This window comes from Mesorhizobium sp. M0136 (assembly GCF_040322515.1).
Classification (GTDB): Bacteria; Pseudomonadota; Alphaproteobacteria; order Rhizobiales; family Rhizobiaceae; genus Mesorhizobium.
This window is the reverse complement of record NZ_JAMYTP010000006.1, coordinates 74,799-88,554: the sequence shown is the minus strand read 5'-3', so window position 1 is coordinate 88,554 and position 13,756 is coordinate 74,799. Positions and strand designations below refer to the sequence as shown.

At 59.3% G+C, this 13,756-nt stretch carries 11 protein-coding genes and 3 pseudogenes; 2 read left to right on the top strand and 12 right to left on the bottom strand.

The annotated features are described in order from the left end of the window. Nucleotides 1-287: 287 nt before the first annotated feature. The gene (locus tag NKJ35_RS09105) at nucleotides 288-1,079 is read right to left on the bottom strand and encodes a calcium-binding protein (RefSeq protein WP_352646423.1); all 792 of its coding nucleotides are present in this window, start codon (nucleotides 1,077-1,079) and stop codon (nucleotides 288-290) included. A gap of 434 nt (nucleotides 1,080-1,513) precedes the next feature. Here NKJ35_RS09105 and NKJ35_RS09100 point away from each other — a divergent pair. Then, nucleotides 1,514-1,942, top strand: a pseudogene (locus NKJ35_RS09100) (transposase domain-containing protein); the annotation flags it as partial. 29 nt (nucleotides 1,943-1,971) lie between these two features. On the opposite strand, the pseudogene NKJ35_RS09095 reads toward NKJ35_RS09100, so the two are convergent. The 9 genes and pseudogenes from NKJ35_RS09095 to NKJ35_RS09055 form a co-directional block, all read right to left on the bottom strand. Next, a pseudogene (locus tag NKJ35_RS09095) lies at nucleotides 1,972-2,238 on the bottom strand (IS21 family transposase); the annotation flags it as partial. Nucleotides 2,239-2,268: 30 nt separating this feature from the next. Then, nucleotides 2,269-3,219, bottom strand: a complete 951-nt coding sequence (locus tag NKJ35_RS09090) for a LysR family transcriptional regulator (RefSeq protein WP_352457039.1) — start codon at nucleotides 3,217-3,219, stop codon at nucleotides 2,269-2,271. 67 nt (nucleotides 3,220-3,286) lie between these two features. Further along, nucleotides 3,287-4,075, bottom strand: coding sequence for an ABC transporter permease (locus NKJ35_RS09085; protein WP_352450738.1), 789 nt, complete (start codon nucleotides 4,073-4,075; stop codon nucleotides 3,287-3,289). Between the two features lie 3 nt (nucleotides 4,076-4,078). After that, complete coding sequence (gene nodI / locus NKJ35_RS09080) at nucleotides 4,079-4,990, bottom strand: nodulation factor ABC transporter ATP-binding protein NodI (RefSeq protein WP_023719311.1); 912 nt, start codon at nucleotides 4,988-4,990, stop codon at nucleotides 4,079-4,081. Nucleotides 4,991-5,033: 43 nt separating this feature from the next. Next, nucleotides 5,034-5,279: pseudogene (locus NKJ35_RS09075) on the bottom strand (carbamoyltransferase N-terminal domain-containing protein); the annotation flags it as partial. A gap of 35 nt (nucleotides 5,280-5,314) precedes the next feature. Continuing rightward, nucleotides 5,315-5,911 (bottom strand): nodulation methyltransferase NodS, encoded by a 597-nt coding sequence (gene nodS / locus NKJ35_RS09070; RefSeq protein WP_502904625.1) that lies wholly within the window; start codon nucleotides 5,909-5,911, stop codon nucleotides 5,315-5,317. 79 nt (nucleotides 5,912-5,990) lie between these two features. Then, a complete protein-coding gene (gene nodC, locus NKJ35_RS09065) occupies nucleotides 5,991-7,316 on the bottom strand; it encodes a chitooligosaccharide synthase NodC (protein WP_352646419.1) in 1,326 nt (441 codons plus the stop codon). A 14-nt stretch (nucleotides 7,317-7,330) separates the two neighbouring features. Further along, nucleotides 7,331-7,990 carry a chitooligosaccharide deacetylase NodB gene (nodB, locus tag NKJ35_RS09060; RefSeq protein ID WP_352646418.1) on the bottom strand — a complete coding sequence of 220 codons (660 nt, stop codon included), beginning with the start codon at nucleotides 7,988-7,990 and terminating at the stop codon, nucleotides 7,331-7,333. Then, nucleotides 7,987-8,580: a NodA family N-acyltransferase gene (locus NKJ35_RS09055; protein ID WP_352646417.1), complete on the bottom strand. Its 594-nt coding sequence runs from the start codon at nucleotides 8,578-8,580 to the stop codon at nucleotides 7,987-7,989. The genes nodB and NKJ35_RS09055 overlap by 4 nt, the downstream gene beginning before the upstream one ends. Nucleotides 8,581-8,848: 268 nt before the next feature. Between NKJ35_RS09055 and NKJ35_RS09050 the strand changes: the two genes are divergently transcribed. Continuing rightward, on the top strand, nucleotides 8,849-9,778 hold the full coding sequence (locus tag NKJ35_RS09050; RefSeq protein WP_352646416.1) for a LysR family transcriptional regulator: 930 nt from the start codon (nucleotides 8,849-8,851) through the stop codon (nucleotides 9,776-9,778). Between the two features lie 553 nt (nucleotides 9,779-10,331). Here NKJ35_RS09050 and NKJ35_RS09045 read toward each other — a convergent pair. After that, entirely contained in the window at nucleotides 10,332-11,363 is a 1,032-nt protein-coding gene (locus NKJ35_RS09045) for a LacI family DNA-binding transcriptional regulator (protein ID WP_023678260.1), read from the bottom strand. Between the two features lie 302 nt (nucleotides 11,364-11,665). Continuing rightward, nucleotides 11,666-12,994 carry a dicarboxylate/amino acid:cation symporter gene (locus NKJ35_RS09040; RefSeq protein WP_352591359.1) on the bottom strand — a complete coding sequence of 443 codons (1,329 nt, stop codon included), beginning with the start codon at nucleotides 12,992-12,994 and terminating at the stop codon, nucleotides 11,666-11,668. Between the last annotated feature and the right edge of the window lie 762 nt (nucleotides 12,995-13,756).

The following is a 13,756-nucleotide window of genomic DNA, read 5'->3' as shown; positions in this document are numbered from 1 at the left end:
CCCGCCGAATATGTTTGGTTTGGCATCTAATGGAGCGGGTCAACAACAACACCGTCCGGCTGAAGGTTTGGAAGGGCAACGTCATCGTGGCCGGCCGCAAGGGCCCGAACAGGCTTCCGCCTCCACGCCTTCAGGGAGATTTCGGTGTACGACCAGCGCGACGTGCAGGGCTTCGTCAAGCTGTACACGCTGCGACTGCTCCCGGGCGCCCCGGCCCATCGCAAGTAGCGGAAACGGAAAGCGCCCGCCCAGGGGGGCGGGGCGCTGTTCCGTATGGGTTTTCTGGATCAAACGAAGGTGAAGTCCGACGCGGTCAGGCCTAGGTCGGCCACGGTGACCACACCGCCCAGGTGGGCGAACTCATGCGCGCTGTTGTCGGCGGTGACATAGGCCAGAGTTGCGAGTCTGTCGGTGTAGCTGCTTTGGTAGACAATGATGTCGCCGGCGTGCTCGCCGGAGATCGCACTCGCGGCTTCAGAAGCAGAGTTGAAAGATTCGCCAGTGATTACCACGACGTGTTCGCCGTTCGCACCCGAGGCCGCGCCACTGTAGAAGCTGCTCACCGGGTAGCCGGACTGTATGCTGGCGTTGTTGACGAAGTTCGCGCCAAAACCGTCATTGTAGAGGCCCACCGCATCGAAGGCGAACTTGTCCTCCGCCGGGTTGAAATCGGTGATAGTGGTAATGTCCGACTTCGACCCGACAACCCCAGGCACCGGATTGTGGAACTGGAACACGAACGTGTCATTGTCGGTGCCCCCGGTCAACGTGTCCTGGCCGTCACCCACGTAGAGGACATCCTGGCCGGGACCGCCGCTGAGCCTGTCATTGTCCTCACCGGAGATGCGCGCGTTGAAGCGGCCGTTGTCGCCGGAGAGATCGTCCCAGCCATCTCCGCCGAAGATGCGGTCGTTACCCTCGCCGCCGAGGGCTCGGTCACTGCCCGGGCCAGCCGAGATCTCGTCGTTGCCGCCACGACCGTCAATCCAGTCACCGCCCTGGAAACCCTCCATCCAATCTTCACGCTCGGTGCCGAGGAGTGTTTCGGCACCCGGGCCACCCTCGATAATGTTTGCCATCGAAAAATACTCCTAATGATGCACCCTGCCCGACGCGTTCATATTGCTCATCGGATAATTAGAGAAATCGATTGCTTGGATAGACACACATTTACGAAATGGATGCACTCACGTTCACTTCCTTCTGCTGAGCAGTTGCGGGCTCGCAGGCGGCGGAGACGCTGGTCGCCGATGCAATCGATGAAGATTCGACACTCAAACCGGGACTAGGACGAACTTCGTAACGGGGCCGTCCTGGTTGGGCCCCAAACTTCTCTCTGTTTGCTCGACGCCGGCATACCCGCACCGTGAGCGCTGGACGAGGACAAGTTCCGCTGGCGGAGAACGGCGTGATCGGCTTGCCGCGCCGAAACTGATGGCGCTCGTCGAAGGCATGGACTGGACACGCGTTCGAGCCGAACGGCGACGGCGTCCGGCCGGAAGGCGGTGGCGAAGTGACTCAGGCGCAAAAGGCGGGCTTCAGGCCGTGCACAATAAGCTTCTGTCGGCGTCATGACGAGAAGCGCTTCGGCCCGTCCCCACGAAATCGACATGCTCAAGGCGATGTTCGTCGCCATGGCGGCGGAGAAGGCCGAACTCCAACAACTCCGGAGCGAAACACTCAAGGCCGAGATCGTCCGGATGGCGACACTCAACGAGCCTGCCCAGGAGCGGATCGCCGACCTTCATGGGATCGTCAAGCAGCTGGAGCGCGCCGCTTCGGTCGCAGCTCCGAGAAGCTCAAACGTGACCAGCAGGCCTTCGCCTTCGACGAAATCCAGACCGGGCTCGGCGCGATTGAGTCCGAGCTCGAGGCCGCAAGACCGACAGGCGAGCCGCGACGTGCTGCGCGACCGCGCAAGGCGTTCCCGGCGCATCTGGAGCGGGTCGAGATCGTCATCCAGCCCGAGCCATGGGGGAAGAAGCGCTCCCGCAGCCAATCGTCCAGTCCGTCAAACGCGGTCGGCCGCACAGGCTTGCGAAACGGAACAGTCCCGCCCTCGCTTAGATACCGAGGCACCGTGTTGCGCGCGCACCCGAATTCTTTCGCCCGTCGGTTCATTCCCCAGCCAAGCTCATGCAGCCGCAGCATCGCTGCCACCTCTTCATGCTGAAGGATCTGCTCTCCCTGCATCGTTCTCGACAATGCAGGAACGCCCAATCCCCAATCGCCATCCATGCCTCCTCTCATAACCGAGGGGTCAGTTTCTCAATTCGGCCGACAACTGAGACGTCCGGTGCTCTTAGGCGGGGTAATCATACGAGATGCCTCCTGCAACATCATTTCCCGCATCCACAGGCTTGCCGGATCATTATTGTGAAGCGCAGGCCATTGGACGGCCTCCGTGAATGCGGCAGGAAGTGGCGGCGGAAGTTCGACAATCCGCAGGGGTGTTAATTTTGCGAAATGCTGCGCCAGCCGTAAGGGCATTGTCCCGATGCGGTTGGTGCCTGATAGAAGGGGCGGGATCATGCTAAAGCCCTGTACGACGACCTCGATACGTCTCTCGAAACCGTTCTCGAGCAAATACCATTCCTCGATGGAGGGCTGCCGGGTGTCCCCGAATTTAAGCACAACCTGCCCCATCGACAAGTATCGGTCGAATGTAAGTGGCTCTGACAGCTGCTTGTTCGTGCCGCAGCCTACGCATACGAGCATATCTTCGAACAGGGCTGCGCGAGGATGTTTCGACATGAACACTTCCGGCATAATCAGAAAATCAACGTCGCCGCGCCGGAGAAGCTCCTCGGGGTCGTCGGAAATAAGCAGACATTCGAAGCGGACGGCGGGAGCTTCCCGCGCAGCACGCTTTACGATCTTCTTAAAAAATACGAGCGTGAGGTAATCGGAAAGGATGATGCGGAAGCGACGATCCGATCGGGCCGGGTTAAAGGCGTCCCAGGAAATAATCGACAGCTGGATGTGCAGCAATGCCTCCCGGACTGCTGTGGCGAGCCCCTCCGCGCGTGGTGTCAAAATGAGTTCGCGGCCGTTCATCGTAAATAGCTCATCGCTGAAATAGGCGCGTAACCGACCGACGGCGGCGCTCATGGCCGGCTGACTCAGGTTAATACTGCGGGCCGCGGCGGTGACTTTACGCTCCCTGATCAAAGCGTCCAGCACAACCAGGAGATTTAGATCGAGTCCCTTAAAACGCATGTATTGACCTATCCGACGCGTGGATGGGTATCGCCCAAATAATCAATTTTACGAATGGTGAGTAGCGTCAACGCATCAGCCGACGACGAAATAGAGCAACCGATAGGAAGAACGGCAAAACCGTGTATATGCAAAGCGCGCCGATATGCAGGCCCATGCTGCCGGCCGGACGGCCAAGCATCGCCGGACGAATGAGGTCAATTGCATGTGCGAGCGGCAACAAGGAGGCGACGTCCTGAAAAGCGCCGGGCAATTGGTTGACCGGAAACATCGCGCCGCAAAGGAACAGCATGGGTGTTATAACAAGCGTATTATAAAATATGAAATATTCATAACTGGGCGCAAGCGCCGTGACGACCATCGCTAGACTCGCGAAGGCGAGGCCACTGAGAGCGATGACTGGCAGCAAGCAGAGGATGGATGGCCACGATGTGTAGCCGAGCGTGGTGGCAACAATAGTGATTGCTGTGCCCGCCATCAGGGCCTTGGTGGCTGCCCACGCCAATTCGCCGAGTAAGATATCGCCGAGCGTCAGCTGAGTGCATAGCATTCCTTCCCAGGTGCGCTGGTTGTCCATGCGGCCGAAACTCCCGTAAACCGTTTCAGCAGTCGCCGATGCCATCGCGCTTGTGGCAACCATGCCAGCCGCGAGAAACGCAATGTACGAAGTGCCCTCAACAGGACCTATCATTGTTCCGATGCCAAAGCCGAGACCGAACAGATAGATCATCGGATCGGCGAGGTTGCCGAGAACCGATGCAAGCCCGATTTTCTTCCATCCAAGATAGTTGCGGCGCCAAACCGCGACCCAATTCCACGCATTGGCGGGCATGGCCGCCGCATAACGTTCGCCCATTGTTCAGTCCTCCATCTCGCGCCCGGTTAGCCGCAAGAACACATCCTCGAGATTGGGGGGACGCTGCAGAAGGCGCAGACCCGCGCGCCCGCGTAGCTGCACCAGCACCTGCTCCGGATCGGGTGCATAGCAAAAAAGCGTCTCACCGCTCACCTCGATGCGCTGTGCGTACGGCCGGATCAGCGCACCCAGTTCATGCGGATTGCCGCCGTAGACCTCGACCACGTCACAGCCGATCTGCTCGTCAATGAGTGCGGACGGGCGGCCTTCGGCGATCTTGCGCCCCTCCTCCATAACGCACAGCCGATCGCACAGCCGCTCGGCCTCTTCCATGAAATGGGTAGTCAAAAGAATAGTCTTGCCCCGCGCCAGCAGCGATCGCAGCCGTTCCCAGATCAGGTGGCGGGCCTGCGGATCGAGGCCGGTGGTCGGCTCGTCCATCACCAGCAAGTGCGGGTCATTGATCAGCGCACGCGCGAGCGTCAGGCGCCGCTTCATGCCGCCGGACAGTTCGGCGACGCGCGCATCCGCTTTGTTCTCGAGGCGGGCGAACTCAAGCAGCGACGGTATGACCGCTTCGATCTGGCGTCTGCTCATCCGGAAGTAGCGCCCGAACACCAACAGGTTCTCGCGTACAGTGAACGCGGTATCAAGATTGTCGAACTGCGGGACCACGCCGATGCGCATACGTGCCAAACGCGCGCGCGCCGGCACTGGAGCGCCGAGCACAGTAATCTTCCCCGCATCAGGCGATGTCATGCCGAGGACCATACGCGCAATCGTGCTTTTGCCCGCACCGTTCGGTCCCAAGAGCCCGAAGCATTCCCCCGCCGCAACGCGGAACGAGAGTCTGTCGACAACGAGCTTGTCATAAGTTTTGCTTACGTCAGTAAGATCGATCGCTACCATGGACATGGGTTCATTTTACCGAGAGGGACGCCAAGACTGGCGGTTGCTTGGTTGCCTGCCGGACCTGAAACTGTGACTCGTCTTCGCCATCCCAGCCGTCGATAACGAACTGATCGACATCACAAGGATTTAGCCCGTGTTCCGCCAAAGCGGCGACAATTGCGTCGAGATTATCGATGGTTTGATAACGCGGATTGTTGTGCCGCTTTTCCTGCTCAACGCAGAAGACGAGCCGTCCATCCTCGACAAGGGCGATCGCCCCATCATGGGTCAGCTTGGTACCACAGATGCGCATAGTGTCTCCACGTTAACGGCGATAGATTCGATTCATCAGGAAGCGGAAAGCGGGTTCCGGAAACGGACGAGCAAGCAGTCTTCGTTGACCGACTCGCCCCGACACTCAAGACGCTCTACCTCGATCAACGTTTCGTTCAGCATGGCGATGATTGGCTCAGCACCAGCGGCGTGACCCCAACGACGGCAATTAGCATCCCTTGCCGATCCGAAGATCAGATGCCCGCCTGGCGCAAGCACCCGCACCAGGTTTTTGACGGCCGCGCGCATCTCGGCTATGTCTTCGAGGTAGTATAGGACCTCCGCCACAACGATCAGGTCAAACAACTCGTCGGTCGAAAACTGTTGAACATCGGAGACTATCCAGTTGATGCGCGACGGCTCCTTTATCCGTTGACGTGCTCGAGCAATCGCTTGCGCCACGACATCGATGACGGTGAGCCCATGGCAGTAGGGAGCTAGTTTTTCCGTGAATGCGCCGGCAGCGCACCCGACTTCGAGGGCATTTGTAATGGAGCCTTGGGCAAGCGCCAGCTGGAGCATTTGCGTGTGGCGCTCCCGCTCGAACGGATTGCCGTCGAGGCGCCACGGATCGTCTGCGGCCAATTCCCGATCGAGCAACTGATGATTCATGTTCTGGGTCAAACTCGTCCACCTCTCGTCACCTAGGTAATCAGCGATCACTCGTCGCCGCAGATGTTGCTCGACAGCGCTAATCCCGAAGAATCCGCGCAAGATTGAGCCTGCGAAGCGGAGCCGCATGCGGTGAGAATTCTGCCCTGCTTGATCCAGTGATCGGAGTTTGGGTGGGGGCCTGTTTTCCCCCAGTGTTCGATGTAGCGACAGCAGAGCTTCGCGACAGCCAATCGCTATTGCTCAATGTACACAGCGCGTAGGCCTTCAAGGGAAGTAAGAGAAAGATGTTGATGAACGTGTGCAGGGAAAAGCCCAGAAATCGAAACTGTCGAGCACGAAATGCTACCACGCTGCATCGGAGCATGGTCATGGACAAAATCATCAGTCCTGTCCACCAAGGCACAGTGCCTGTCAGTGCGAAATGTGCGAGGCCCGTTAGTACCGATAGGGCGAGGAGTAGCGGCCCGAGATTCTGTCCGACCACGTCCAACGTGAGATAGCTATTGAGGCCGGGCAGCAAGCGCAGCCCAAGCAGCGTGTCCCGGAATGTGCTTCGTGCCCAACGGAGTTGTTGGCGCAGATACGGTCCGAGTCTGTTCGGAACGACTGTGGCCGCGATGGCGCCCGGAACGTACTCGGTTCGAAAGCCTGCTTTCAGCATGAGGATAGTGAGATGGCGATCCTCCCCGAAGTCGCTTGGCTTGCCCCGAAAAAATTGCGACTCGTACTGGTCCAGTAACAAAAGGAGCGCAGACCGGCGGTACATGGCACATGGGCCGCAACAGCACATAACGGCACCGAAGCGAGCCTGTGCCGCGCGCTCCTCGTTGCAAGCCAGCCAGTACTCCATGTCTATCAGCCTTGTCAGCCAGCTCTCGCTCCGGTTACTGGCAATCAACTGACCCATGACTGCGCCGACCGCTGGATCTCGCATCTTCGGTACAAGCTTGGTGATGACGTCGGACGCGAGTATCGTGTCTGAATCAACGTTAAGCACCAAATCCCCGGATGAGCGGCGTATCGCGGCGATCTGCGCCTTGCGCTTTCCAACATTCTCGGGAAGCAAAATGATGTCGAACCTAGGGTCGCGCGCGTAGGTTTCGTGGACAGTTCCTACGGCTTCGCGATTTCCAGAACCGTCATCAACCACATAGACCCGAAGTCTTCCGGCGTATTCTTGGTCTGCAATGGAAGCCAGGCACTCTGAAAGCGTGCGCGGATCCTCGTTGAAGCAGGGGACGATGACATCCACGCTGGGCAGTTGATCGGAGCCGACGAGATCCTTCAACGCCGATGAGTCGTTTGTCGGCAGAGCATAAATCCCCTGCATGCTCTTATAAGCAGTCGAGAGCAGTGCATAAAGCGAAATGGCCACAGTGCTGGTTGTACCAAGAAGAGTCATGGGATCTCGTTTGTTCAGTGATGTTGAGGAAGTGAGCGGATTACAAATCCGCGCTCATGAAGTGCTGGAATCAGACGGGACAGCGCCGTGACCGTCTGGTCGCGCAGACCGGCGTGAGCGCCCTGGCTCAACTCGCCGGGAGGGCATCCGTCGTGCAAGAGTACGATTGCGCCCGGCCGGACAGAGGCGAGCACGGTATCGATAATCGCGTCGACCCCAGGGCGAGACCAATCTCGAGGATCGACGGACCAATGGAGGGCCGTCAGCCCGGCGATCTGTGACGCTGTGAAGACTTCTTCGCTCCAGGCGCCGTAGGGCGCGCGAATATAGCGCACCGAGGCCTGAGGGCACGCCCTCATGATGGCGCCGTTCGCTTCAAAGATCTCACGTTGCACTTCGCCGAAGCCGCATTTGTACAGATCCGGATGAGTCATCGTGTGGTTGCCTAGCTCGTGCCCTTCTGCAAACATTCGTTGGATTAGATCCGGGTGCTCTAAGGCGTAGGCGCCGATGACGAAGAAAGTCGCCGGCACCCGCTGCTCTGCCAGCACATCGAGAATCTCCGGTGTGAAAAGTGGATTGGGACCGTCGTCAAACGTCAGATAAACGCTGCGACGGCCGGTGCCGTCAGAGCACTCACGGCCCACTTCGTACAAGCAATCGGGACGGCTCATAGCTCTGGTCCGTTCCGATCGATCATCGTGCCCGTGGGCCACTCGCTGATCGGCCGTCCAACTGGCAGAACAATGGTGAGTGCGTCATCGGTGCGTGTGGGCGGCAGGTCGAGGCGCGCCTCTGGTCGGGTGGAGCGCACGCGAATTCCCGACAAAACGGCCAAAGGGCTGTATCGCCGCCCGAACCTCTCAACATGATTCCGCAGCGCGTCTCGGACGGTTCCGAAAGCGAATGGAACGCCAAGCTCCTGCAGTATTGGAAGCATGACATGGATTGAATGGGCGATTCCGAGACCCTCAAGATCCGGACGTACCCCGTACAGGCCCAGCTCAGCCACCAGCAGATCGACCGCGTCAACCTTGATGAAACGGCGCAGTATGCCCATGTGAGCCGCTACACCGCTCGAATCATAGGCGATTACGCGGAGTTCAGGCCTGGCTCCGGCCCAGCTTCGACTACCTTCGAACGGTTCTGCGTTGGACGCCCCAGTCGGCCCGTAGGTATTACGAAAGAACTGGGCGAGCTCGACGTGTTCCGAGAGCTGCAACTCGTTTTCCCAGCACAATTTCCACTGCACCTGAGGGCGCATTCAGGACCTCTCTTCAAAATAGTTTCTTGCGGGCCGCATTACCCGGCCAAAGCGGCGGCGTTGTTGGCTGCACTCAACCGTTGTCGTTAGCGGCGGTGAGCCAGCCGGTGGGGCTCGCCAATGAGCTCTCTCGATGTTCCCGCCCGTGTCGCGGCGCCGTCGATTTGAGCTTGACGTCGGTCATTTACGTTCCTCTAATGCATGGTTCGTAAATTCGTAAAATTGATTGTTTAGATGATGCCCATCCACACGCTGGATAGATCAGGATATGCGGTTTAAGGGGCTGGATCTGAATCTCCTCGTTGTGCTGGACGCTCTGATCAGGGAGCGTAAAGTCACTGCCGCGGCCAACAGTATTAACCTGAGCCAGCCGGCCATGAGCGCCGCCGTCGCTCGGTTACGCGCCTACTTCAGCAATGAGCTATTTACGATGAACGGCCGCGAGCTCATTTTGACACCGCGCGCGGAGGGGCTTGCCCCAGCAGTCCGGGACGCATTGCTGCACATCCAGCTATCGATTATTTCCTCCGACGCCTTTAACCCAGCCCAATCGGATCGTCTCTTCCGAATCATGCTTTCCGATTACCTCACGCTCGTGCTTTTTAAGAGGATCGTAGAGCGTACTGCGCGGGAAGCTCCCGCCGTCCGCTTCGAATGTCTCCCTATTTGCGACGACCCCGAGGAGCTTCTCCGGCGCGGCGACGTTGATTTTCTGATTATGCCGGAAGTGTTCATGTCGAAACATCCTCGCGCAGCCCTGTTCGAAGATATGCTCGTATGCGTAGGCTGCGGCACGAACAAGCAGCTGTCAGAGCCACTTACATTCGAGCGATACTTGTCGATGGGGCATGTCGTGCTCAAATTCAGGCACACCCGGCAGCCCACCATGGAGGAGTGGTATTTGCTCGAGCACGGTTTCGAGAGACGTATCGAGGTCGTCGTACAGGGCTTTAGCCTGATCGCGCCCGTCCTATCAGGCACCAACCGCATCGGGACCATGCCCTTACGGCTGGCGCAGCATTTCGCAAAAACAACACCCCTGCGGATTGTCGGACTTCCGCCGCCACTTCCTCATCCCGCATTCACGGAGGCCGTCCAATGGCCTGCGCTTCACAATACTGATCCGGCAAGCCTGTGGATGCGGGAAATGATGTTGCAGGAGGCATCTCGCCTGGCGCCTTTGGTTGAAAGCTATTGAGCGTCTCGGGCTTCCTGGAGGCGGTCGCGATCGCGTAGGAGCGGTTGCCATTCGGGCGTCAGGCCTTTGGCTCGGCAGAGCGGCGCAGTTCCTTGCTGAGTACGAGGGCCAGGAACGAGCAGAACACATGCCCGGGTTGGTGCTGAGTTGACTGCCGCCTCCGATTTCGCGTGCGAAGTCCCAGAAGATGTCTAGCCCCACTCAATCCCAACTTTGCCGGCCTTGCCGCGGCTTTTCACGCGCGGCCAGGCGAGGAGATGCCGGTCGACGAGGTCAATCCCAATGGACTGTGCCGGCCTCGCTCGGCTACTGGCGTGAGGCATCCTTGACGACACCGCCCTGCACCGACAACGTCGAGATGTTGGCAATGAAGCCGGTCGCGACCTCGCGCTTCCGCCTGAACGCGTGGCCGATCCGTTCACCCAATCGGCGCTTCATCCTGGGCCGCGGCTGAGGCCTGTGGGGTGCGGCTACCCCGCGTGGATGGGATAATCAATCAACTTTCTCTCATTCATGAAAGGAAACTCCCCGCTTACGATAGAAGCCATCAGTTTCATATATTTTCCGGCAGATGGATGTCGAACGGCAGAAATGTCTGTCCTGGTGTTTCAGCAGTGCCGGTCTCGATAGCCCGCGTCATCAGCGTTATCAGCTCCTGGGAAAGCCGGCGCATTGGCGTGGCGACCGCCATCGTGATGATGTTATCAGCGAGTGCCGCCCGAGATTCCGGCGTGATTTCATTCACGATCGCGACGAGATCGCGACTTTTACCCTCTTCCCGGACCGCGGAGATGGCGCCCTCCATGCCGCCCCCGGCGACATAGAAGCCGACGAGCTCGGGTTCCCGCTGCATGAGATCAAGCGTTGCCTCGTAGGTGACCTGCCGTTTCTCCAGGTTCACAAGCGGATCGAGTACCTCGAACGTCGGCGCGTTCTCACGGCAATAGGAGCGAAAGCCGACGTCACGGAGCTCGTGCCCCTGGAAACGATGGCTACCGACAAACACCGCCACCTTGCCGGGCCGTTTTGCGACCTTGGACACCATCCAAGCGGCCGTGCGCCCCACCTTGCGGTTGTTGAGGCCGATATAGCCCTGTCGCACGCCGGCGGCGAAGTCGGAAAGCAGCGAGAAAACCGGAATGCCTTTGGCCTTGAGGTCCTCAACCGCTGCTGTAATTTTTGGGTGGTCCGGTGCCACCATCGCGATCGCATGGCAGCGTGCGCCCAAATCCTTGAGCGGTGCGATTAGGTCGCTCGGCATATGTGACGGGGCGAATTGGATGAGCGGAATGCCGTGGAAGGACTGGGCCAAATTGACCGACGCTTCGACCTCGCGCGCAAAGTCTTGGTAGAAATGCTGGGCCGGTTTTCTCAAGATGAAGCCCAGACGGTAGCACGGTAGGTCTCGCCGCAAGCGCTGCTTGATGAGCCCGGCAGCATGATAGCCGATCGCGTGGGCGGCGTCGTGGACCCGCCGCGCGGTCTCCTCGCGCACCGGATGGCGGGCGTTCAGAACCCGATCGACCGTTGCTACGCTGACTCGGGCTTCGCGGGCGAGATCGGCAATTGTGGGGCGCTTGGTCATGGGTCCTATTCTGATTGGTTTTTGACGCAGGCTGGCTCTCTGTCACCTAGCGCGATTCGACAATGGTTTCGGGTGGGCAAAGTGAAGACGCCCGCATACTGAATGATCGACAGCGTATTGGACTACTCCAGACGTAGACCGGCGGGGTATAACGGAAGGTTCATTCGCTTAGGGCGGCGACGATTTGCACTCACACATTTAGCGCTTCTGATACATGGTCCGTGAGGCGCCGTTTAGAGCCTGCGAGTCGATCGTTCAGGTCATGTGACCAGCTTGGCGAAACCGGTCGCGGTGCGTCGTCCTTACTCGGCGGAGGATAGCCGGTTTGATGCCTCGGCAAGCTGATGACCGGAGAAGGCGGCTTTCATCTGCGCCCGGTCCAATTCTCCTTCCCAGCGGGCAACGACGAGGGATGCCACTGCGTTGCCGACGCAATTCGTCAGCGCCCGGCATTCGGACATGAAGCGGTCGATGCCGAGTATCAGTGCCATCCCAGCAACGGGAACACTCGGAACTACGGCGAGCGTAGCAGCCAGGGTGATGAAGCCCGCACCTGTTACACCTGCAGCGCCCTTGGAGGAAAGCATCGCAACGAGCAGCAGCAGCACCTGATCGCCGATTGACAGATCCGTGTTCGTCGCCTGCGCGATGAAGAGGGCCGCCAGGGTCATGTAGATATTCGTGCCGTCCAGATTGAACGAATATCCGGCCGGGATGACGAGACCCACAACCGAACGCCTGGCGCCCGCCTTCTCCATCTTCTGCATGAGCGAGGGGAGCGCGGCCTCCGAGGAGGACGTTGCGAGGACAAGCAGCAGCTCTTCCTTGATGTAGCGAATGAGAGAACAGATCGAAAAGCCGTTGTAGCGGCAGACCGCGCCGAGAACCCCGAACACGAAGAGAAAGGCGGTGAAATAAAACGTCGCGACCAGCATCGCGAGGTTGACGACCGAACCGATGCCATATCTACCGATGGTGAAGGCCATTGCGCCGAAGGCGCCGATCGGCGCGGCTTTCATGAGAATGCCGACGAGCTTGAAGACAGGCGCGATGAGCGCCTGTAGGAAGGAAACGACAGGCTTGCCCGTCTCTCCGGCCATCGCGAGCGCCATGCCGAACAGAACCGAGAAGAACAGCACCTGCAGGATGTCGCCTTCCGCGAAGGCACCGACAATCGTTGGCGGGATGATGTTCATCAGGAAGCCGGTGACCGACTGCTCGTGGGCCTTTGCGGCATAGGTATTCACGGCCTGGACATCGAGCGAGGCCGGATCGATGTTGAGGCCGGCGCCAGGCTGGACGACATTGGCGACGATCAGGCCGACGATCAGCGCGAGCGTCGAGAAGGTGAGGAAATAGACCATTGCCTTGCCGGCGACCCGGCCGACCTTGTGAAGATCGTTCATGCCGGCAATGCCCGTCGCAATTGTCAGGAAGATGACAGGCGCGATGATCATCTTGACCAGCTTGATGAAGGCATCACCCAGCGGCTTCAGGCTCTCGCCGGTCCCCGGATAGAAATAGCCAATTGCGACGCCGAGGGCGATGGCGGCAAGCACCTGGGCGTAAAGCTTGGCATAGAAGGGTTTGCGGGGCGCGGGACTCGCGCCGCGGACTTGTGCAGCTGACACTTTTTCTCTCTCCCTGACCGGATCGAGGTGGCGTGACTTCTTCCCGGGCTTCTCCCTATCGCGGCGCTCCGGTCGAACGCTGCACCAACGCCGCCGCAATACGCATGCCAAAGGGATCCGCATGACCTGAACTGACGTTGGGCTCGCCAATGATGGGATGAATGCGGTGGCACAAGACGGGAATGACAAGGCCGCCGTCCAGCACGCCCTTGATGTTCTCCGGCAGATTGCCGGTCGATCTCTCTGGCGTGCGGTTTTGCTGCACATCGTGGTGGGCCCCTCGCGTTGCCGACTTTGGGAAGGGCCGCATCGCTGGCACCAGGGAGAATTGCCGTGCTCTTTGCCGCGCTCCCGCTGCAGCGACAGCTTGAAAGCGACGTCGAGACGTAGAGATTGACGCCGCTGGTGCTGACCGCGACGATGCGGTTCAGAAGTTCCGAGCACCGCCGAGAAAACCGCGCTCGACCGCCAGCTTCGCGCCTTCACACGCGACGCCGCCGCCTTATCTGCGTCATCAATATCGAGAAAATGGCGGTTGCCGCCGACCAGTGTCGTCGGCAGTGATTATCGCTCCCGCCCCTGGTTCGCAGGCGCTGGTCAATGGCGCGGCCCGGCAATTTACACTCGGGGCGGTCAGCCGCTCGGGAACCGCATCGCCGGCGCCGTATTTCTGTCGTTCAACATCGCCGACAAAAATTAGAACTGATGAATTCTATCATAGGCCGCGAGGTTTCCTTTCACGAATGAAAGAAAGCTCGATTG

Bases quoted from the DNA above. Each gene is read 5' to 3' on its own strand.
- NKJ35_RS09105 (WP_352646423.1), bottom strand. From the start codon at position 1,079: ATGGCAAACATTATCGAGGGTGGCCCGGGTGCCGAAACACTCCTCGGC.
- NKJ35_RS09090 (WP_352457039.1), bottom strand. From the start codon at position 3,219: ATGCGTTTTAAGGGACTCGATCTAAATCTCCTGGTTGTGCTGGACGCT.
- NKJ35_RS09085 (WP_352450738.1), bottom strand. From the start codon at position 4,075: ATGGGCGAACGTTATGCGGCGGCCATGCCCGCCAATGCGTGGAATTGG.
- nodI (WP_023719311.1), bottom strand. From the start codon at position 4,990: ATGTCCATGGTAGCGATCGATCTTACTGACGTAAGCAAAACTTATGAC.
- nodS (WP_502904625.1), bottom strand. From the start codon at position 5,911: ATGAATCATCAGTTGCTCGATCGGGAATTGGCCGCAGACGATCCGTGG.
- nodC (WP_352646419.1), bottom strand. From the start codon at position 7,316: ATGACTCTTCTTGGTACAACCAGCACTGTGGCCATTTCGCTTTATGCA.
- nodB (WP_352646418.1), bottom strand. From the start codon at position 7,990: ATGAGCCGTCCCGATTGCTTGTACGAAGTGGGCCGTGAGTGCTCTGAC.
- NKJ35_RS09055 (WP_352646417.1), bottom strand. From the start codon at position 8,580: ATGCGCCCTCAGGTGCAGTGGAAATTGTGCTGGGAAAACGAGTTGCAG.
- NKJ35_RS09050 (WP_352646416.1), top strand. From the start codon at position 8,849: ATGCGGTTTAAGGGGCTGGATCTGAATCTCCTCGTTGTGCTGGACGCT.
- NKJ35_RS09045 (WP_023678260.1), bottom strand. From the start codon at position 11,363: ATGACCAAGCGCCCCACAATTGCCGATCTCGCCCGCGAAGCCCGAGTC.